This window comes from Lacrimispora sp., assembly GCF_031982545.1.
Lineage (GTDB): Bacteria > Bacillota > Clostridia > Lachnospirales > Lachnospiraceae > Lacrimispora.
This window is the reverse complement of record NZ_DALYXB010000020.1, coordinates 31267-53133: the sequence shown is the minus strand read 5'-3', so window position 1 is coordinate 53133 and position 21867 is coordinate 31267. Positions and strand designations below refer to the sequence as shown.

Here is a 21867-nt window from a genome sequence, read left to right as displayed (position 1 = left end):
ATCCTTCCCAACCGACTCTCACCAACCGCCGGCTCTCTGAATGTTTCAGACTGCTTACTACTCCTAATCACAGTATTTTTGCTAACTGTAAATGTAACATAATTACCCCGAAGTGTCAACCCGATTTTATGAAAACTCTGCGACAACAAAGGAAATGGCAGACAATACAAAAAATAAAACCATACCAACATTCAAAAACAGGATCTTACCTGCTCCTCTGCCCCATACCGATTCCTCACCCTGCCAGAAAATCCATTTTTCCCTTGTGACAAAAAACAATACGATACCGGCGATCATGGACCCATACAAAAACAGTGCATAGACAACTGCAAGGGGAATGGAATTCTGAATATAAATCGCTGCAACGGATCCAAGGAAATTAATGATCATATGAAATCCAATGGTATAGCGGATTCTTCCTGTTCTGGTATAAATATAGCCAAATACCAGACCGATCCCAAATGCATAAAAGAATTGATAAAAATTTCCATGACACAATCCAAAAATAATAGCGGATACCAATATAGCCGCCTTATCTCCATATCTGCGGACACGGTCAATGACGAGTTTTCGAAAGAGAACCTCTTCGCAGACCGGTGCCATGACTACCATAATTGCAAAGATTGTTCCTGTATTCAGTCCCTTAAGTACTTCTGCTATGGGATTCATCATGGGTTTTCCTTCCAGCGCACTGATGAGACTCATAAGCAGCTGCCCCGCCAGATTACCAGCAACCAATGCACTGATACAGATAAAAAAAGAATAAATCAACAGCATGTTTTCCGGTTTCCGGCTTACCGGCTTATGGGTAACAGGTATATTCTTTATAATCAGAAATAAAACCAGCCCTCCCGCTGCATAATTAGCCAGGGAAACGGTAAACAAGGACCAGCCCCTTGACAAATTAAAAATTCCTTTCTGACTGACCACCTGAATCACAATCCTTAACACAATCTGCAGTACAATTGATGCACAGAGAAACCCCGTATATCCAAGTCCGATTCTACCAAATATTTTTTTTGCGCCCTTTGTCTCTTCCACCAAAAATCTTACCTCCTGCTGAATTGTTACCAGTTTATCACAGAATGGGCAAATACGCAATTCCACCGGTTGCTGCCATTGGAATCCTGATGCCGCAAAAGGCGGATCCAATCATGCATTGGATCCGCCCTGGTTACTATTCTATGCTTCCATACGGTCAACCTTGGATGCCCGTTCCTCAACTTCTTTCTTCTGAACATCTCCGGGAGCCAGCTCATAACGGCTGAACTCATATTCAAAGGTACCAATACCACCTGTCATAGAGCGAAGGTCTGTATTATAGCCAAACAGCTCAGACATGGGAATATCCGCCTCTATGACCTGTTTTCCATGATGATTGGAATTCATTCCAAGAACACGTCCTCTTCTCCGGTTTAAATCTCCCATAACATCGCCGGTAAATTTATCCGGCACTGTAACTTTTAAGGAAGCGATGGGTTCCAGCAGTACCGGATTTGCATCCATAAAGCCTTTTTTAAAAGCCAGGGTTGCAGCCATCTTAAAAGCAAGCTCAGAGGAATCCACCGGATGGTAGGATCCGTCGGTCAGCGTTGCCTTGATTCCCACAACGGGATAGGCAGCTAATGGTCCTTTTAAGACGCATTCTGCAATTCCTTTTTCTACTGCCGGGAAATAATTCCTGGGTACCGCTCCGCCAAACACAGATTCTTCAAATACATAGGGAGTCTCCAAATCGCCGGAAGGCTCAAAGGTCATCTTTACATCTCCAAACTGGCCATGACCGCCGGACTGCTTCTTATATCTTCCCTGAACCTCCACTTTTTTGCGGATGGTCTCACGGAATGCAAATTTAGGTTTGCTTAATTCAATTTCAACCTTATAGCGGTTTAACAGCTTGCTGACCACTACCTCCAGCTGCTGATCGCCGATTGCATACAGAAGAGACTGACGGTTCTCCGTATCATTCACTGCTTTTAAGGTCCAGTCCTCTTCCGTTAACTTAGCCAGTGCATTGGAAACCTTATCATCGTCACCCTTTGTTTTCGTCTTATAACGCATATACGTATAAGGAGTAGAAATCTCAGGCTTATGATAGACAATAGGTGCGGAGCGAAGGGCTATGGTATCACCGGTCTGTGTCACGTTCAATTTGGATACTGCACCAATATCTCCCGCTTTTAATTCTGGAACTTCGATAGCATCTTTTCCCCTTAACACATAGAGTTTTCCAATTTTCTCTTCCGTATCTTTATTTACATTATAGATGGCTGAATCCGCTTTCAATGTTCCTGTACAGATCTTCATCAGAGAATACTTGCCGATAAATGGGTCTAAGATTGTCTTAAATACCCTGGCTGACAACGATACATTGTCATTGTATCTGGCAGTAAAACGTTCTCCGGTGGAAACATCCACACCGATGCATTCATAACGCTCCGGTGATGGAAAATACTTGTCAATTGCCTGTAAAACCATCTTTACACCCTGGGCATTAATTCCGGAACCAAGCATGACCGGAACGATATTTCCCTGTATTACATGTTCCCGAAGTGCAGAAGAAATCTCTTCCAGAGTAAACTCGTCGCCTGAGAAATACCGTTCCATGTATTCCTCACTGATTTCAGCAACTGCTTCCATCAAAGCTTCTCTGGCAATTCCTAAATTCTTCTGGCTATACTCAGGAATCTCACATTCTACATAATCACTGTTAACGGTGAAGCGCCGCCCAGCCATTTTCACCACATTCACAAATCCTACGAACTTTTCGTTCTCTCTGATAGGAAGGTGGAACGGAGCTATCTTTCTTCCGAATTCTTTCTCCAGCTTTAAAAGAAGTTCACGAAAGCTGGCCTGATCATCATCCATATTGGTTACAAAAAACAGTCTGGGAAGCTTGTACTTTTCACAGAGCTCCCATGCCTTTAACGTACCAACTTCAATTCCTGCCTTGCAGTTTACTACGATTACAGCAGCATCTGCTACGCTGATTGCTTCTTCAACCTCACCAACAAAATCAAAATAACCGGGAGTATCAAGTAAATTAATCTTGATCGGTCCATCCTCTCCTTCATACTCCAATGGAATCAGGGAAGTGGAGATGGAGAACTGTCTCTTAATCTCTTCTTTGTCATAATCGCTGATGGTATTGCCATCGGTAACTTTTCCCATTCTGCTGATGGCTCCGGTCACTAACGCCATTGCTTCAGCAAGGGTAGTTTTACCGGCGCCCCCGTGCCCGAGTAAGGCGACGTTACGGATTTGTTTGGTTCCATACACGTTCATAAGCATTCCTCCTGTTCGGTATTTAAGTCTATAACAATATTTTACTAAAGATGTCTTATAATTGCAAGTAAAAGGTACAATTTGCACAAATATTTTTCGACATTTTTCTATATTTTGATAAAAGAAAAGAGGGCGCCACCCTCTTCTTTTCCTATATTATTCTATAAACATTATATTTATAACAAAATCCGAGTTTTCAGGGTATGTGATGAAATTTTACAGCAGCCTGGAGCGCCGCGTCAAGTGCTGTAATCCGTGGTATGGAAGTCCTCACCCCTGGCAGTCCTTTCTTTACTTTTTCATCCACCATCTCCCGCAAAATATCATTTTTCACAAGAAGGCTTCCCCAGTACCAGAGATCAAATCCGCCTGCTTCCATTTTAGCTGCTGTATCACGGATCAGCCCCCATAAGGCGTCTGCACATTCCCGGTGTATCTCTATGGCAGTCTCGTCTCCCAATGCTGCCGCCTGACAGGCAAGCAGGGAAAATCTGGCGATCTGAGATTTCTCCATAAGATTGGCATTGATATAATCATCTATTTTTCCCAATGTATCAATTCCCGTTGACTTGATAAAAAGAGGCGTAAGAATGGAGTTCCTGCTCCGCCCGGATAAATCATTGCCCACCGCTCTTAAAACCTTTAGCCCCAGATCAAAACCGCTTCCTTCATCGCTTACAATGTGATTATAGCCTCCTGTTCTGTGTATGATCCCGTTCTCATCTCTTCCAAAACACACGGAACCGGTGCCGGATATTATTACAAGAGCCGGCATTTCCGTCAGATAAAGAAATACTTCGCAGTCATTGATTACCTTCAGTTTGTCAGGTAAAAATCCCATTTCTTCAAAAAAGGATCTGCAATCACGTTCATGGGCCGGAAAATCAATTCCGCTTGCTGCCACACAGATTCCCAGGCAGCTGCCAGAATCCAGATTCAGCCTTTTCAAAGCTGGAATTACCAGTTCCCGGTAACGCAGCCTGCTTTTTTCAGCTCCATCTGTATTGAGGCTGCAGCCAGGTGCTGTAAATTCACCCAGCACGTTACCTGCGGAATCGCAGACCTTTAGACGTCCGCTAGTTCCTCCCACATCCAATCCGGCATAAAATCCTGTCATAACCCTGTTCTCCTCCCGGTTGTTATCTCCATAGCATAAAACCTGCTGTGGTAAACATCTCATTTCCATCTAAAAGATACTTCTTTAATGAGGCCTGCAGCGAAGTAGTGCAGGAAAATTGTTCAAGTTCTTCCATGGTAAAGTCAAATCCCATAACCCGCTCCAGTATCTGTGGTCTCCCGGTCAGTACAGGCATTTTATGAAATCGATTCATAAAGCTTATGATTTTGCTGTGCTCAGGCAGGATGTGCTCCAGATGGGGATCCAGCAGCCAGCTGTCGCAGACAAGAATCTGATTATCATAATAATTCTTTGCAGTACAAAAAGAAGAGTCAATGCTGTCGGAGGATAAATCAGAACCTTCCGGAATATGAACGGCAACCGTCTTCTCTCCCGGTGCAAGCTTAAGCTCCCACTCCTTTGTATTTAACAGAACAGGGGACTCCATTTTTACAGTTCCTGATTTCAAATCCACCCTATATCCAGTCAAAGCCCTGTCCCCAAAATCCAGATAAGTTTTTGTTTCACGTTTCACACTTCTTCCATTTGTACCTGATATAGATCCGTCCTGGTCAATCAGCAGATCCGGACATGCCAGTGCCTGAAACTCACCGGATTGTCTGTTTTCAAAAATCAGAAACGGGAATTCATAAGTGACTTCCTCAAACTGCAGGCTGCCGAATCTTCGTACTTTTCCGGCAAGGGAACGGAATACCCACTCAACCCGGTCAAGTCCCACCTGACCCTCATGATATTTGCGATATGACTGAATCCAGATTTCAACATCTTTGAAAGAATCCTGGATAACAGCTTCCGGGATGCCCTGTTTTTCCAATTCATGTACCAGTTCCGGTAACATCCAGTCAATGTAAATGACCGGAAGCAAAAAGTCATCCATATGAAGGAGTCTGGCATGCCTGATTCCAAACATCACAGCTTCTGCTGCTCCCTCTGGATCTTTTTCCACCAGCAGAAGTTCCCGGCATCTGCTGTAATTTCTCATAAAATATTCATTACTCTCATAGGCAGCGGCAAAAAAATCCACCGCTGCCTGAGTATCTTCACTAAATATACTGAGTTTTGTCATTGTTATTAGTAAATCCCACTTTCAACGGTCCCGCTGTTAAAATACGTTGCTTTTCATCAAATACCGGCCGGAGATTTTCTGCATAGGCTGAAAACTCGGCAAGGGATTTAAATTCCTGATTCCCTGCACATACGCAGAAGTAGGCAATATCATCCCCATAGGTACGGTATTCGCATTCAAACAGCTGGTCATCCACGGGTTCCAGCGTACTGCTGCACCAAAGAGCCACAAAACCTCCTGCCTTACTGCCGAAAAGCCAATTACCGGTGATTATCGTCCCGGAAAATTTCGGTGAAGGAAAATAAGCATGAGTGAAATGAATGGGGTGCTCCTCCGGTATATGATAAACAGCTCCCAGTAAATTTCCTTCCTGAACCAATGCAGGCATTACTCCATTACCGAACCAGTATCCCGGTCTCATGGAACAGGAATCACAGGTTCCTCCCGGGTGGTTTGTAAAGATGTCTGTCTCCATATCAAGGGCGGCATACCACATGTGCTGCTGATAGCCATATACGCCAGGCTCAAAGCAGGTGGTTCCATGGAACCGTTCGTTCAGCGACTTGGTGTATTCACAGGTTGTAGTATCGGAATCCGGATCCAGAGTCAGGTTTTTCCAGCGTTTGAATTCCGGGTCCGGTCTTGGGGACTGAACGGAGGTCATACAGTACTCCGCCGTTTTCTTCAGCCTTATCAGAGCATTTCCAGTGGAATAATCCATATCTGCCGGGCGCTCCATAAGTCCTTTTAATCCTTCTGGAAGCTGATAGCTGCTGCATGAATAAAAGCCCAGCCAACCCTCTCCGTAGGAATAAGGGACGTCAGGATTGATTAAATTCATCAATGCCTGGGCTCCCTGCTCAAAGGGATGGATCACTTCCCTATATACTCGTCCCATAGGAGCAATTACAACACCGTCATAGGTATGGAGGCACAGCATTTCAAGAAGTTTATCGGTAATCTTAACTGCCCTTTTTGAAATGGCTTCCTCTGAAAAATCGATTACATTTAACAACGCTGCAAACGTAACGCACATATAAACTGTGCTTAAGAATTCTTCAAATCCATGTTCCTCCACATCTGCCAGCCATGCTTCTACCTTGGCTCTTCCGATTTCAAAAAGATCTCTGCCGGTCATGTCTGCCCGTGGGAAATACTCATCCGGATACATCTCTCCTGCATTCATGGCACAGGTATAGAACATAAGAGAATGATTTTCGCTCCAGAAACACATGGCGTCAGATCCTTTTTGATCCATCCAGTAACGCCAGTTTAAAAGAACCACTTTTGCACGTTTTGCCAGATCCTCACTGACCGGATAATTCTTTAGATACCGGATCATGCCGCACACCAGAAAATCAGAGCAGTCATATCTGCTTTCAATCTGATCCAGAGTCTCATAAAGGAGTTCTATATCCCGCCCACTGTCCATTCCAAGGGCTTTTCTCGCAAGAATATTGGAGATGGAAAACCCGAATTCATCACCTCTGGACAGACTTTCTGCTTCTGCAATTCTGTGGAAAACAGCCTTTTTATTCTCCTCAAAGTCTTTGTCTTTCCCATATTCGGGTCTCTGAGCCAGGATATTCTCCACTTTTCTGGTGAGTACTCCATGGTCATTTTTTACACTTACTAAAATAACACCTGGCTTTTCGACCTTAAGCTTCACCTGATTTTCCCCGCTGATCTCCATCCATTCCTTCCGGCTTTTCACCTGTGCAAAATCTGGACTTTGGCTGTCATAGGCCAAAGAAGCACCTTGGGGAGCGCTTTCCTTAAAAGTCATAATGGAATTCTTAATGGAAATGGAACCAAGCCAGTTTTCCGTCCTTACCAGTTCATCGGTATGTTTCTCATCTGGCAGTACAATACAGATCTCTTCCTTATGATCCATAATCTGAATGCCAAATAACGTTCTCGTATCTCTGACACCAAGTGTCTGCAGACTGATATAAATTTCATTGATTCCCTTTTTCAGACAAAGCTCCATCTGTTTCTTTTTAATAGGCTTATAAACCGGCGTATCCATACGGCATACCAGTTCCCCATTGCACCAGACATCTACTGCCGCATAGGACCATACAACAGCATTCACTGTGATATCTTCTTTTACCTCGATTCCCGTCACTGCATCCAGTTCCACTTTCTGTAATGTAGAATAGAATGTGCTTTCGTCTACAAACCAGTTTCCATAATGATAATAATACTTCCATGGCATCTGAAGTCTGCTGGTTTCTCCAAGGATAACCGGGCCTTCGGGGCAGGATTTGTTTAAGTCCGCCACGAGGGATCTTAAATGCTGTTCATAACGCAGCTGGTTGTCATCTGATTCATGATTGATAAAATCCGTTACTTTTGGACCGGATATCAGGTAATTCGTAAGAAATCCGGTTCTGTTCAATTGTAATTTTTCCATTATCTTATCCCTTTACTGCCCCAATTGGTGCATAAATAAATATATTTTTGATCTGTTTTATGTCTATATTACATGATTTTTTCAAAAAATCACATGGCATTTTCCACGTTTGATGTAACTTTTTTTAACATTTTTCTATTTTTAATAATCTGTTGACATGTTTATCATAATAATTCAGAATCCTTCTCTCGTTCCCTGTACATTATTTCTAATAATAATTCTAAAATTAATAATTTACTTTAAAGTGTTAAACTTTAACGTATAAAAGCGTTGACAACTTCCCTGCTATCCATTACAATGGGGATTAATCATTTGTAAGAAAAGAGGAAAAAGAGATATGATCATTATTATGAAACCAAACGCTTCTGCAGAGGCTGTAAGTAAAGTAAAGCACTTGATTGAATCCAACGGCCTGACCGCTCATTTATCTGAGGGAACGGAAGTAACCATAGTAGGTGTTGTAGGGGATAAAACAAAACTTCAGGGTGCTAATATCGAGATGATGGATGGCGTTGATAAAATCGTTGCGGTAACAGAAAGCTACAAGGTAGTAAACAAGAAGTTCCATCCGGAAGATTCTGTTATTACAGTGGGCAATGCCAAAATCGGCCCAGGCCACCTTACCATGATGGCTGGTCCCTGTGCCATTGAAAACCATGACATGCTTTTAGAAACTGCCTATGCAGTAAAAAAAGCCGGTGCCCAGTTCTTAAGAGGAGGCGCTTACAAGCCAAGAACTTCCCCCTACGCATTTCAGGGGCTGGAAGAAGAAGGATTACAATACATGAAGGAAGCCAGAGAGGCGACTGGACTGAATGTAGTCTGTGAGGTGACCAGTCTGAGATCACTGGAAACTGCGGTAAAATACGTTGATATGATCCAGATCGGCGCAAGAAACATGCAGAATTTTGAGCTTTTAAAAGAAGCAGGAAAAGCAGGAATTCCTGTTCTTTTAAAAAGAGGTCTCTGCGCTACCATTGATGAGTGGTTAAATGCAGCTGAATACATCGCTTCCGAAGGCAATCCAAACATTGTTCTTTGCGAAAGAGGAATCCGCACATATGAAACTGCAACCAGAAACACCCTGGATATCAGCGCAATTCCCGTTATCCGGTCTAAGAGCCATCTTCCAATTATTGTGGATCCCAGTCATGCTACTGGTGTTCGTGCTTACATTGAGCCCATCTCAAAGGCAGCCCTTGCAGTGGGTGCAGACGGTCTGATTGTGGAAGTTCATCCCTGTCCTGCCTGTGCATTATCTGATGGTCCTCAGTCTCTCACCTTTGAGCAGTTTGAACAGTTAACAGAGCAGTTACAGCCATACGCAAAACTTTCAGGGAGGGTTTTCAATGAATGATGAAGTCATAGCCTTTATCGGGCTTGGTCTGATCGGTGGGTCTATCGCCCGTCGGATCAAGCGTGAAGCACCAGATACAAAAATAATGGCTTATATGCGGACACGTTCCAGACTTGACAAAGCCAGAGAAGACGGCATAGTGGATGTCATTCTAGACGGTATTGGAAAAGAGCTTTCGGAATGTGACTTTATATTCCTTTGTACGCCAGTGGAATACAATGCAGAATATTTAAGCAAAATCCAGCCCTTTTTAAAACCGGGAGCCATCGTCACCGATGTGGGAAGCACCAAAACCGACATCCACGAAGCCGTAATCCGCCTTGGTATGGAATCCTGGTTTGTGGGCGGTCACCCAATGGCAGGCTCAGAAAAAACAGGCTATGAAAATTCTACGGATCATTTGCTGGAAAACGCTTACTATATCATTACTCCCACTGCACAGACAACGAAGGAGCAGACCGATCGGCTCGTCCATATTGCAGAGATAATCGGCTCCATTCCCATCGTTTTAGATTACCATGAGCACGATTTTGTAACGGCTGCCATCAGTCATCTGCCCCATATTGTTGCTTCAAGTCTGGTAAACCTAGTAAAGGACTCTGACAACCAGCAGGGGCTTATGAAACGGCTTTCTGCCGGAGGATTTAAGGATATTACGCGAATCGCCTCCTCTTCACCGGAAATGTGGGAACAGATCTGTATGACAAACCATAAGAATCTTTCTCTTATTCTGGAGCGCTACATCGCTTCCTTAAATCTGATTCTGGGTGAATTAAATAAAAAAAATGGCAGTTATATTAACCAGCTGTTTGAAACCTCCAGGGATTACCGGAATTCTTTTTCTGAAAAAGCAACCGGTCCCATTGCACCTGAATATTCCTTTACCGTTGATATGGCAGATGAAGTTGGTGCCATTTCCACCCTTTCTGTTATCCTGGCTGCCAAAGGGATCAGTATCCGAAATATCGGAATCAATCATAACCGGGAACACGGAGAAGGAACCCTGCGCATTGCATTTTACGACAAGGACACCATGGATCAGGCCTGGAAGCAGCTGGAACGCTATCATTATGAATTAATATCCAATTAAGAGAGGTATCCTATGAAATTTACAAAAGCCTCCCCTCTCAGGGGAGAACTATCCATACCTGGCGATAAATCCATTTCCCACCGCAGTATTATGTTCGGTTCTCTGGCAAAGGGAACCACTGAGATCACCAATTTCCTCCAGGGCGCTGACTGTCTGTCCACCATTGCCTGCTTTGAAAAAATGGGAATCGGGATTGAAAATAACGGGGACTCTGTGATCGTTCACGGAAACGGTCTGTTCGGGCTTAAAAAACCGGATACAATTCTGGACTGCGGCAACAGCGGAACCACCACCCGCCTCATATCCGGCATTCTGGCTGCCCAGGACTTTGACGTCACTCTTACCGGTGATGACTCCATAAAAAAACGGCCGATGAAACGGATCATGGATCCGCTCTCTCACATGGGTGCAGACATAAGAAGCCTGGAGGGCAATGGCTGTGCGCCTCTTGCTATTACCGGAAAGAAGCTTTACGGCATTCATTATACCAGCAAGGTAGCCTCTGCCCAGGTAAAATCAGCCATACTTCTGGCAGGTCTTTATGCGGATGGCGAGACAAAGGTAACGGAACCTTATGTATCAAGAAACCATTCTGAAATCATGCTGAAATACTTTGGTGCCGATGTTTCCGCAGAAGGTACAACTGCTGCCATACGGCCTGCAAAGGAATTGTACGGGAACAGAATCGTCGTTCCTGGAGATATCTCCTCTGCTGCCTTTTTCATTGCGGCAGGTCTTTTAGTACCTGGCTCCGAAATACTTTTAAAACATGTGGGAATCAATCCAACCAGAGACGGAATTCTTTCCGTATGCAGGGATATGGGTGCGGATATCACACTGCTTAACAAAAATACCGATTCCGGTGAACCGACTGCTGATATTCTTATAAAATCCAGTACGCTTCACGGAACGGAAATAGGTGGTTCCATCATCCCCACATTAATTGATGAACTTCCCGTCATAGCTGCCATGGCATGCTTTGCAGAGGGGGAAACCGTAATAAGAGATGCAGGGGAATTAAAGGTTAAGGAATCCAACCGGATTGAAGTAATGGTACGCAATCTTTCTGCAATGGGCGCTGATGTCACAGAGACTGAGGATGGTATGATCATTCGTGGAGGCAGACCTCTTCATGGAGCCGTGATTGACAGTAAGCTGGATCATAGAATTGCCATGACCTTCGCTGTTGCCGGATTATGTGCAGAAGGGGAAACCGAAATTAAGGGAGCAGAGTGCGTAAATATCTCCTACCCCGGTTTCTATCAGGACTTAGAACGCCTGGGCAGATAATTACAATTAAAAAAGCAAAAAAACAGCTGCGTGACCTGTTTTTTTGCTTTTTATGTTTCATTATAAAATGGTAACCTGGCACATCTTCATGGAATTCAATGCATTTTCATGGCTTTCTGGTGTAACTCCCGCACAGCAGGAAGAATCGACAATTACCGGAGTCTCCGAAAGAAAAGCCTTGATTAACAGGGCATTGGAAATAACGCAGATATCGGTGCACAGGCCGATCAGCTCTATGGATTCAAAATTGCCTGATGCTGCATATTCCCCCACAGCCGTACTGGCAAAGGTATTTTTCTCAAAACGTCTGCCCGGAATCTCTTTTAAAACATCAGCCAGCTCCCAGCCGGCGGTTCCCTTCACGCAGTGCAGGACTGGAAGGTTCTTTCCTTCCTGGGTATCCATATAATTATGTTCATGAGTATCTAGAGTAAAGATCACATCGTCTCCTGCCGCCTGATATTCTTCGATTTTCTTTTTTACGCTGGCAACGATTGCCTGCGCCTCTATCGTTCCCAGTGAACCGTCTATAAAATCCTTCTGCATGTCCACCACAACTAACAGTCTGTTCATAAATTCTCCTTCCATCGCATGTCTTTTTTTTATTCTATCACAGATCCCGGTAAATAAATAAAGTTTTTTAAATTACCTGTTGACAAAATTCCTTTCACGCATTAATATATTGATTAATAAAAGAAACCGTTGAAAAAGAAGAGTAAGCTTTCCCAGCAGTATTTCAGAGAGCCGCCGGTGGTGTGAGTGCGGTATAGTGCAGATAGCTGAATGGACTTTTGAGGGCAGCCTTGAACCGAATGGTAGTAGGGGCTGACGGAATCCACAACCGTTATATAATGTGGCATATATGTTAGTATATGAAAAGAGGGCTTATAGTAAGCCAATTTGAGTGGCACCGCGGATTGTATGATTCGTCTCAAGTATGTGTATAACATACTTGGGACTTTTTTTATGCAACAAAAGTGATTCTATCAATAAAAATAAATTCTAGGAGGAATTATTATGAAAAAATCTTTAAAAATCATGTTACTGGCAGCACTTGCTGCTTCTCTCACCGGATGTGCCTCTGGCAAAGCACCGGAAAAGACACCGGAAACCACGATAGCATCATCTGCAAAAAGCGAAGCAGGAACTTATACCATCGGAATCGCCCAGTTTGCAGAGCACGGCTCTCTCGATAACTGCCGGGAAGGTTTTTTACAGGGGCTTGCCTCAGAAGGAATTGAAGAAGGAAAGAATTTAACTGTCCTCTATGAAAATGCACAGGCCGACGGTGGTACTGCAAGCCAGATCGTAAACAACTTTCTTGCAAAGAAGACCGATTTAATCTGCGCCATAGCAACTCCCATGGCACAGGCTGCCTACGGCGGAGCTAAAAAAGTCAATGTTCCCGTTATATTCACAGCTGTAACTGATCCGGTAGCTGCTGCTCTTGCCAAAGAAGACGGCACTCCGGTAGGAGAAATAACCGGCACCAGCGACAAGCTTCCCGTTGAGAAACAGTTGGAGATGATCCGTAAGATTCTTCCGGATGCAAAGAAAATCGGAATTTTATACAGCACAAGCGAAGTAAACTCAGAGACAGCCATCAAAGAATACAAAGCTGCTGCTGCAAATTATGGATTTGAAATCGTGGAAGGCGCAGTTACCTCTACTGCTGATATTTCCCTGGCAACTGACAGCCTTTTAGAAAAAGTTGACTGCCTTAACAATTTAACTGATAATACCGTAGTCAGCTCTCTTCCACTTATCCTTGACAAAGCAGGCAAGAAAAACATACCAGTATTCGGCAGTGAAGTGGAACAGGTAAAAATAGGCTGCCTTGCAGCAATGGGTCTTGATTATGTGGATTTAGGAAAACAGACCGGTGTTATGGCCGCCAAGGTATTAAAGGGAGACGCCAAAGCAAGCGAATTAAATTTTGAAGTAATCAAAGATGCGGCATTTTACGGAAATTCCAAGGTTGCTGATACACTTGGTATTACCCTACCAAAGGAACTGACCGATTCTGCTGCCAAGATGTTTACTGATATTTCTAAAGGAACAAAATAAGAAGAAACTGAGTGGAGGAAGTTAAATCATGTCAATTATACTTGGCGTTTTGGAAGAAGGTCTGGTTTATGCCATTATGGCGCTGGGCGTATACATCACCTATAAGATTCTGGATTTTCCCGATCTTTCCGTTGATGGCACGTTTCCCCTTGGAGGCGCTGTTACCGTTACGCTTATATTAGCCGGTATAAATCCTCTGGCAACCCTGTTTATCGCATTTGCCATTGGAGCTCTGGCCGGGTGCATCACAGGTTTTATCCATGTAAAATTAAAAGTGCGGGATCTTTTGTCTGGTATTATTGTCATGACTGCTTTGTACTCCGTTAATTTAAGAGTTGCGGGAAAAGCCAATGTTCCATTTTTCAATGTAAGCACCATTTTTGAAAACAGCCTGGTTAACAGGCTGTTTCCGGCGTCACTAAGTGGCATTACTGTGGTTGTGATTCTGGCAGTCATCGTTTTCGTTGTAAAATTTATTTTAGACCAGTACTTAAAAACCCGCTCCGGATATCTGTTAAGAGCAGTTGGTGATAACGAAACACTAGTCACTTCCCTGGCGAAAGACAGAGGAATGGTTAAAATTGTGGGCCTTGCAATTGCAAACGGTCTGGCAGCCCTGGCAGGTTCTGTATACTGCCAGCAAAAAGGCTTTTTTGAAATCAGCATGGGAACCGGAACCATTGTCATCGGGCTTGCCAATGTAATTATCGGTACAAAGCTTTTTAAGCGGATCGGATTTGTTAAATCAACCACTGCTGTCATTATAGGCTCTATCATTTACAAGGCCTGCGTATCTTTCGCAATTTACTTGGGAATGGAAGCTTCAGACTTAAAACTGATCACATCAGTTCTATTCTTAGCCATTCTGGTACTGAGCAACGGCAGGGAAAAGAAGGTGAAAGCATGATTGAACTGAAAAACATTCATAAATATTACAACCACGGGACTGTCAATGAAATGTGTCTGTTCCACAATTTTGAATTAACCATAAAGGATCAGCAGTTTGTTTCTGTTGTGGGAAGCAACGGATCCGGAAAGACTTCTCTTTTAAATCTGATCTGCGGCAGCATTCCTTTGGACAGCGGATCCATACTCATTAACGGCACCGATATTACCAACATGCCTGAATACCGCCGCCAGCGGCGCATTGGAAGAGTCTATCAGAACCCCGCCATGGGAACCTGCCCGAATATGACCATTCTGGAAAATATGGCACTGGCTGATACGAAAGGGAAACCCTTTAATCTGCTACCCGGAACCAATAAGCAGCGGATTGGCTATTACAAAGAACAGCTTCATACATTAGGTCTTGGGCTGGAAGAGAAACTTCACGTAAAGGTAGGGGTTTTATCCGGAGGTCAGAGACAGGCCATGGCACTTTTAATGTCAACCATGACTCCCATCGAGTTTTTGATTCTTGATGAACACACCGCAGCGCTTGACCCGAAAACGGCTGAGATTATCATGCAGCTGACAGATAAGATCGTGAAAGAAAAACAGCTGACAACCATCATGGTAACCCATAACCTGCGCTACGCGGTGGATTACGGAAACAGACTTCTGATGATGCATCAGGGCAATGCAGTCGTGGACTGCGCAGAGGAAGAAAAAAACGGCCTGGACATTAACTTTATTCTTGAGAAATTTAATGAAATCAGTGTGGAATGCGGAAACTAAATATAAGAAGCCTGGATCAATTACTCAACGATCCAGGCTTTCTTCTATTCCTTTTCCCTCATCCAGACGGTCATCTCTCCCTCTCCCCGGTTGTTCCAGCAAAAGTAAGGGATTGCTTTAAACTCTGATTTTTTATAAACCGGCCTTTCTTCTCCATAAAGAGAATCCCCTGCCTTTTCATAATCAATACGGCTTCCCTGTAATCTGGCGCACAGGGTTCCGATTAAAAGCTGGTGGTCAGATTCTTCCTCTGGCTCCAGGCTGGTGTCTATAACCGCCCCGGATAAATACTTACCGTTGTCCGCCTCTTCCAGGCAATAAACCACAGGTCCCTTCATAAGGGTTACTTTTCCTATGTTGTGGCGCACCCTGGGGTTGGATCTGACGTATCGGAACGGAACATTCAGTTCCATAACAACCTCATCATCCATCTCCCAAATTCGCTTTATATAAAGATACCCTTTTTCCATGATTCCATTCTCTTCTACCCCATTGATTTTTAGTACCGCGCCCTCACAGTAAGAAGGAATACGAACAGCAAGGGTGAACTGGCTTCCTGGTTTTTCCGGACTTATGGAAAGAGTAACCCTTCCATTTTCAGGATAGTCGCATTCCTGCCTTACACAGATTCCGACGTCTGAGAGCTGACAATCCATACTGCTACGTATAAAAAGATTGACGTAGATGGTATTTTCATCGGAAGCATATATGTAATTACCAAGGGAAGCAAGGGTCCTCGCAATATTGGGCGGGCAGCAGGCCACTCCGAACCATAGCTGCCTGGTGGTTTTAATATGCCGGTATGTGGGGTTTTTCATCGCCACTTCAGGCACTACCTCCAGGGGATTTACGTAGAAGAAATGTTTCCCATCCATTGCGATTCCTGCAAGAAGGGTGTTATATAAGGCTTTCTCCACGATGTCCATGTATTTTCCATCTCTGGTGAGATGAAACATCCGGTTGGAGAACATGGCAAGGCCTACCGTCGCACAGGATTCAGAATAATTGGTATCATTGGGTAGGTCATAGTCTGCTGTAAACCGTTCGCCATAGGCGGCTGATCCAATACTGCCAGTTATATACATCCGCTTGTTCACAATATTTTCCCACAGCGTTTCACACTGGCTGGTAAGGGCTCCGTCCTGGTATTCATAAGCCAGGTCTGCCATTGCACTGTAAAGATAAACAGCCCGGACACAATGGCCTTCCGCCGTCTCCTGTTCCTTCAACGGCATATGGGCCTGATTATAATCCAGATCAAAATCTTTAAATTCAGGAAAAATATAGTTCCCGTTCTTAATACAATCCTCATTTAAGAAATAGCAGGGTCTCTCTCCCCTTGTCCTTACAAAATAATCCGCAAGCCAGAGATAATTTCTGTTTTCCGTCACCCGGTATAATTTCACCAGTGCCAGCTCAACTTCCGGATGCCCCGGATAGCCATGAATTTTACCTTCCTCCGGTCCAAAAACAAGGCAAAGATGATCTGCAAATTTACACATTACATCAAGAAATTTTCTTTTTCCAGTAGCCTCAAAATACGCAACAGCCGCTTCAATCATATGACCAGCTGTATAAAGCTCATGTCCTTCAAACAAGTCTGACCATCTTTTGTTTCCAGTAATTGTATAATAAGTGTTTAGGTATCCGTCCTCGCACTGGGCTGCAGCAATCAGATCAATGGCCTCATCCGCCGCTTTTTCAAGACTCTCGTTTCTGTTTTTATTGAGGGAACAGGCAACTGCTTCCAGCCATTTTGCTGCATCGGTATCCTGAAACACCATGCCCTTATGCTCTCCTGTTTCCTTCCCGGCTGCAATACGGAAATTCCTGATGCAGTAGCTTTTTTCCGCTCCTTCCACCCGGTCATTAATCAGGTCCCATTGAAATGGCAGAATTACCTCATCCACCAGATCAATGTATTTACCCCAGAATGTATCCTGTATTGTAACATGTTTTAAACCTGCACCCGTCAGTTTATTTCCCACCATACCTTTTCCTCGCTCTGCTATCTATTTTCCTGATTCAGTTTTTTTACTGACTCCCCTTCAATCAGAGTACAGGGAAGTGTGATACTCACATCTCCAACGCTGACTCCGCTTACATTTTCAAGCAGCAGCTCCATAGCGCGGTAGCCCATCTCCTGCAAAGGCCGTTCCACGGTTGTAATTCTTGGCGTTACGTATTGAATAATATCAGAGTTGTCAAAACCTGTGACAGAAACATCATCAGGTACCCTAAGTCCCAGCTCTCTTGCGGCATCACGGACACCCACTGCCATGTCATCATTCATCGCTACAACAGCTGTGGGGTGATCGCTTTTATTCAATAATTTTTTTGCTGCTTCTTTTCCTTCCCGGTACTTCCAGTTCCCACAGGTTATATTCTCCTCTTTCATGGTAATACCGGCCTCATTTAACGCTTTTAAAAACCCATTGTATCTTAATGCGGCGGGCTCTGACTCCTTTAATCCATTAATAACCCCAAACTCTTTATGTCCATTTTGGATGAGCATTTTTGTCATATGATAAACTGTCTTTTCATTGCTATAGCGAACCGATGATCCTTCTCCATCTGTGTAACAGTAGCAGTAAACCACCGGTTTTTTTATATTGCCCAGGATATGACTGATTTTCCGGTCATGCATACCTACATAAATAATGCCATCCACCTGCATTCCAATCATTACATCCAGTGCCTTATCAATATCCTTCTGATAGTTGGAAATGTGCTCGAACTGGGATTCAATTTTATTTAACAGCCTTAAATTGCTCAGTATGGTATTATAGCCTCTTGCTTCTGCAATCTCATTGATCCCGTCAATAATATAAGCCGTATGCCATACCGTTACATCCTCTACGATCACTCCTACCAGAAAGGATTCATTCCTTCTTAAGCTCTTTGCCAGGATATTGGACCGATAACCGGTTTCCTTGATAATTTTCTCTACCTTTTTTCTGGTTTCATCACTGACCTGTGCCGTATTATTTAAAACATACGATACTGTTGCCACGGAAACTCCTGCCATTGATGCAATTTCCTTTAGTGTCATGTATTCTCTACTCTCTCTTTCCTTTTCCCTGTTTAGCCCTTCAGCCCAGACGTTTTAATTCCTTCCACTAAAAATCTGGATCCGAACAGATAAAGCAGCATGGGAGGCAGAATCATGAGCGTGGAAGCAGCCATTATTGAAGGCCAGTTGATTACAAATGCATTACCTGAAGTATACATAAATGTAGTCATAAGTGCAATGGTCAGAGTCCTCCATTTATCACTGTTGATGTAAAAAACCGGCTGGGTCAGTTCGTTCCACCAGAAGACGCAGGATAACACGCCAATTGTGGTAAAGGTTGACTTTGATAAAGGAATCAGCACACGGAAAAAGATACCGATTCTGCTGCAGCCATCCATGGTAGCAGCCTCATCCAGTTCCTTCGGGATAGAACGGAAAAACTGCCGGAACAGAAATACATTATAGGGATAGGCAAAAAATGCAGGAACAATCATGGGAAGCAGGGAATCCAGCCAGCCAACTTTTCCAAACATGATATACTGGGGAACGATGAGTGCGATATTGGGAATCATCATTGTTCCCACAATCAGGGAAAAAATCAGATTTTTCCCCGGGAACTCCATTCTGGCCAGAGGATAGGCAACCAGAGAGGAGGAAATTAAGGTTCCCGCCGTGGTTCCCGCCATCAGAAGAACTGTGTTTCTGACATAAAGCACATAGTTGGAGTGATAAAAAATATACTTATAATTTTCTAAGGTCCCTTTTTGTGGGAAAATACCAGATGATGAAGTAAACTCTGTTAAGGTCTTAAAGGAACCGGTGAGTACCCAGATAATCGGAGAAAACATGACTATTCCGACCAGAATTTTCATCATGAAAACCAGAATCCGGCTGGCTCTTTTTTTCGTTTTTGCTGATTTCATGTCTCTCCCCCTTTAATTTTCATAGTAAACAAACTTTTTTGAGATTGCAAATATACCGATGCCAAAACAACACGCAATCAGAAAAAGTATGACAGACATGGCGCAGGAATAGCCTACCTTCATATTGCTGAACGCTTCCTTATAGATCAGAAGGCTGAGCACCTGTGACATTCCGTTTGGATCACCATTTTCTCCAGTCAGTGGATATAACAGAGCAAATGAGCCATTCAATGCACTGATACAACCCATAACCGCATTAAACAGGATAATGGGTGATATCATGGGAAGGGTAATGCGAAAGAATTTTTTTAACGGGCTGGCTCCATCAATTTCACATGCCTCATAAAGCTCTCTGGGCACATCATTTAAACCAGATCGAAATATCAGCATCATTTGTCCTGTGTTGTACGTAAACAGGGTGATAAAAAACAGAGCCATATAGACAGTACGGCTGTCGTACAGCCAGTTAATCATCACATTTTTACCAGTTAAAGCAGAAATAATCCCATTTAAAAGCCCTGCTTCTTTTCCGAATATGGTTCGGAACGTATAGGCAAGTGCTACCGTCGGAATAACCGACGGTAGAAAATAACAAAACTGAAAGAGACCATTGAGCTTTTGCCTGTAATTTAGCAGCAGTGCCATAACCACAGCCCATACAGTAGTTACTATCATCATAACAATTGTGAAAAACAAGGTTACACGAATGGAATTCCAAAACGTGGCACTTTGAAACATAGTTACATAATTGGCCAGACCTATAAACTGGGAAACACCACTCAGTTTCCGGTTTGTCAGACTGACAGCAAATAAAAAGGCAATGGGAAACAGGGTGAAGCATACAAATCCTATCATCCACGGAGCGCAAAAAGCATAGGCTGTCAAATGGTTCATAAGCTTTTTCTTCTTCGCCGTCTTACTGCTTTCTTTTTCCATTATCATTCACTTTCCTTCCAGCTTACCGCCTAATAACCAATGGTTTCCCGGGCATAGGCATCGGCTTTTTTTACAGCTTCTTCGGGTGTCTTCTGGCCAAGTACTGCCGCGTTAAATTCGCTGACTGCATTGTTGGTAACTCCGGAAGGAAGACAGGTATATCCAAATACACCGGCTTTTAACGAATCGGTCATTGCATCCCAGTTTTTGATGGTAGTGGCACTTTCCACCTTCCATGCACCTTTTTCTGCAATGGATTTGATGGCAGATGGATTGCCGCTGGACTTTGAGTTAATGGTCTGCCCCTCTTCTCCCATCAGATATTCGATTACCTTAAATGCGGCATCCTGGTTCTTACTTTTTGCGTTAATGCTGTAAAAGCCGGTATGAAGGGTATTGTATTTTACCTTATCTGTAGGTATGGTAGCAATATCCCACTGAAAGGGCAGACTGTTTCCATAAGTTCCGATATTCCAGCTTCCCTGCCAGCTCATAGCCGCCTTACCAGAAGCAAATAAATCTGCCGTATCGGAAGATGGTTCCGGAATTACCCCGTTTTTTGCCATAGCTGCCACATCTGAGACAAAGGATACCGCTCCGTCGCCAATAACCATCTGTCCTTTGGAAGGGTCGTATACCTGATCGCCTGCACCGCCAACCCCCGCCCACCAGGTCTGGGTATTGGGAAGTGTACAGCCATACTGTTTTGTTGTACCATCAGCTGCCTTTTGGGTCAGCTTTTCTGCAGCGGACTTATAATCCTCATAAGACCAGTTGTTGTCTGGATAAGAAATCCCGGCAGCATCAAACATATCTTTATTATAGAAAAGTAGCTCTGTCGCAGCACACCACGGCAGACCGTATGTACCTCCAAGCCCGGCGGACAGTGTGGAAACTGCGTCAATAAAATCTCCTGTTTTAACGGATGAATTTTTCAGGTAATCATCCAGGGAAATGATACCTTTTGCCTTGGCAAAATTGGCAATATCATTCTCCCAGATTACATAGATGTCAGCAGAATTATCCCCTGTGGAAACCATCTGATTTAACTTGGAAGAATAGTCGCTTTCCGGAATCACTGTTACTTCCACTTTAATCCCGGTTGCTTTTTCTGCCTGGGCATACATATTCAGCGCCTCATCCTTATTGGGTTCATTCCAGACAGCTATGGTAACCTTCTGTCCTCCGTCTTTTTTTGTACCCCCAGCTGTCTCTCCTCCCTTTGTGCTGCAACCGGCCAGCATTCCCACTGCAGCCGCTGTCAGAAAAAGCGATCCCCATAATTTCTTCCTTCTCATAAAATTTTCCCTCCAAATTATTTTTTATTTAATCGTTTAAACCAGCATGTTTAAGAAAAGCTAAAAGATAATATAAAATCTTTCAGCATGAATGCAGTTTAAACGTTTAAATTATAAATTACAGAACTTTTATTACACATATTAACTAATCTAACTATATAATATAATTTTTATTTTGTCAATTATGCATTATAAATTTATTTTTATATGATTTAAATTCTATTATTTTATTTAAAGGTTTAAATTCATGGTGGAATGAACACTATAATATCAAATCAGGCGGAGCAGGAATTTCATGATCCTGTTCCGCC

At 43.5% G+C, this 21867-nt stretch carries 17 protein-coding genes and 2 other annotated features (1 of these 19 only partly in view); of the genes, 6 read left to right on the top strand and 11 right to left on the bottom strand.

What is annotated here, in order from left to right; genetic code table 11:
• Positions 1-80, bottom strand: a binding site (T-box leader); it reaches 167 nt to the left of the window's first position.
• 46 nt (positions 81-126) lie between these two features.
• The 5 genes from ABS301_RS24215 to ABS301_RS24195 form a co-directional block, all read right to left on the bottom strand.
• Complete coding sequence (locus tag ABS301_RS24215) at positions 127-1041, bottom strand: CPBP family intramembrane glutamic endopeptidase (protein WP_349674644.1); 915 nt, start codon at positions 1039-1041, stop codon at positions 127-129.
• Between the two features lie 141 nt (positions 1042-1182).
• Positions 1183-3285: an elongation factor G gene (locus tag ABS301_RS24210; RefSeq protein WP_349674622.1), complete on the bottom strand. Its 2103-nt coding sequence runs from the start codon at positions 3283-3285 to the stop codon at positions 1183-1185.
• 196 nt (positions 3286-3481) lie between these two features.
• Positions 3482-4402, bottom strand: coding sequence for an N-acetylglucosamine kinase (locus ABS301_RS24205; protein ID WP_349674621.1), 921 nt, complete (start codon positions 4400-4402; stop codon positions 3482-3484).
• Positions 4403-4424: 22 nt separating this feature from the next.
• Positions 4425-5489, bottom strand: coding sequence for an acyltransferase domain-containing protein (locus ABS301_RS24200; protein WP_349674620.1), 1065 nt, complete (start codon positions 5487-5489; stop codon positions 4425-4427).
• Entirely contained in the window at positions 5467-7905 is a 2439-nt protein-coding gene (locus ABS301_RS24195) for a hypothetical protein (protein WP_349674619.1), read from the bottom strand. The genes ABS301_RS24200 and ABS301_RS24195 overlap by 23 nt, the downstream gene beginning before the upstream one ends.
• Positions 7906-8242: 337 nt before the next feature.
• Here ABS301_RS24195 and aroF point away from each other — a divergent pair, with 337 nt between their 5' ends.
• Genes aroF through aroA form a run of 3 tightly spaced genes read left to right on the top strand, consistent with a single transcriptional unit; the run spans position 8243 to position 11642 of the window.
• The gene (aroF, locus tag ABS301_RS24190; protein WP_349674618.1) at positions 8243-9262 is read left to right on the top strand and encodes a 3-deoxy-7-phosphoheptulonate synthase; all 1020 of its coding nucleotides are present in this window, start codon (positions 8243-8245) and stop codon (positions 9260-9262) included.
• On the top strand, positions 9255-10352 hold the full coding sequence (locus ABS301_RS24185; protein ID WP_349674617.1) for a prephenate dehydrogenase/arogenate dehydrogenase family protein: 1098 nt from the start codon (positions 9255-9257) through the stop codon (positions 10350-10352). The genes aroF and ABS301_RS24185 overlap by 8 nt, the downstream gene beginning before the upstream one ends.
• Positions 10353-10364: 12 nt before the next feature.
• Positions 10365-11642 carry a 3-phosphoshikimate 1-carboxyvinyltransferase gene (aroA, locus tag ABS301_RS24180; protein ID WP_349674616.1) on the top strand — a complete coding sequence of 426 codons (1278 nt, stop codon included), beginning with the start codon at positions 10365-10367 and terminating at the stop codon, positions 11640-11642.
• A gap of 60 nt (positions 11643-11702) precedes the next feature.
• Here aroA and ABS301_RS24175 read toward each other — a convergent pair whose 3' ends face one another.
• On the bottom strand, positions 11703-12215 hold the full coding sequence (locus tag ABS301_RS24175) for a cysteine hydrolase family protein (protein ID WP_349674615.1): 513 nt from the start codon (positions 12213-12215) through the stop codon (positions 11703-11705).
• 120 nt (positions 12216-12335) lie between these two features.
• Positions 12336-12579: a binding site (T-box leader), on the top strand.
• Positions 12580-12659: 80 nt separating this feature from the next.
• Between ABS301_RS24175 and ABS301_RS24170 the strand changes: the two genes are divergently transcribed.
• From ABS301_RS24170 to ABS301_RS24160, 3 genes are read left to right on the top strand one after another with little or no spacing between them, the layout of a single operon-like run.
• Positions 12660-13709, top strand: coding sequence for an ABC transporter substrate-binding protein (locus ABS301_RS24170; RefSeq protein ID WP_349674614.1), 1050 nt, complete (start codon positions 12660-12662; stop codon positions 13707-13709).
• A gap of 25 nt (positions 13710-13734) precedes the next feature.
• Positions 13735-14616: an ABC transporter permease gene (locus ABS301_RS24165; protein WP_349674643.1), complete on the top strand. Its 882-nt coding sequence runs from the start codon at positions 13735-13737 to the stop codon at positions 14614-14616.
• A complete protein-coding gene (locus ABS301_RS24160; RefSeq protein WP_349674613.1) occupies positions 14613-15386 on the top strand; it encodes an ABC transporter ATP-binding protein in 774 nt (257 codons plus the stop codon). Before ABS301_RS24165 ends, ABS301_RS24160 begins: the two co-directional genes overlap by 4 nt.
• Positions 15387-15430: 44 nt before the next feature.
• Here the strand turns inward: ABS301_RS24160 and ABS301_RS24155 are convergent, their stop codons facing one another.
• From ABS301_RS24155 to ABS301_RS24135, 5 genes are read right to left on the bottom strand one after another with little or no spacing between them, the layout of a single operon-like run.
• Complete coding sequence (locus tag ABS301_RS24155; RefSeq protein ID WP_349674612.1) at positions 15431-17377, bottom strand: glycoside hydrolase family 127 protein; 1947 nt, start codon at positions 17375-17377, stop codon at positions 15431-15433.
• Between the two features lie 17 nt (positions 17378-17394).
• The gene (locus tag ABS301_RS24150) at positions 17395-18438 is read right to left on the bottom strand and encodes a LacI family DNA-binding transcriptional regulator (protein WP_349674611.1); all 1044 of its coding nucleotides are present in this window, start codon (positions 18436-18438) and stop codon (positions 17395-17397) included.
• 32 nt (positions 18439-18470) lie between these two features.
• Positions 18471-19322 carry a carbohydrate ABC transporter permease gene (locus ABS301_RS24145; RefSeq protein ID WP_349674610.1) on the bottom strand — a complete coding sequence of 284 codons (852 nt, stop codon included), beginning with the start codon at positions 19320-19322 and terminating at the stop codon, positions 18471-18473.
• A 12-nt stretch (positions 19323-19334) separates the two neighbouring features.
• Positions 19335-20264 (bottom strand): carbohydrate ABC transporter permease, encoded by a 930-nt coding sequence (locus tag ABS301_RS24140; protein ID WP_349674609.1) that lies wholly within the window; start codon positions 20262-20264, stop codon positions 19335-19337.
• Between the two features lie 23 nt (positions 20265-20287).
• Complete coding sequence (locus ABS301_RS24135) at positions 20288-21556, bottom strand: extracellular solute-binding protein (RefSeq protein ID WP_349674608.1); 1269 nt, start codon at positions 21554-21556, stop codon at positions 20288-20290.
• Positions 21557-21867: the final 311 nt, after the last annotated feature.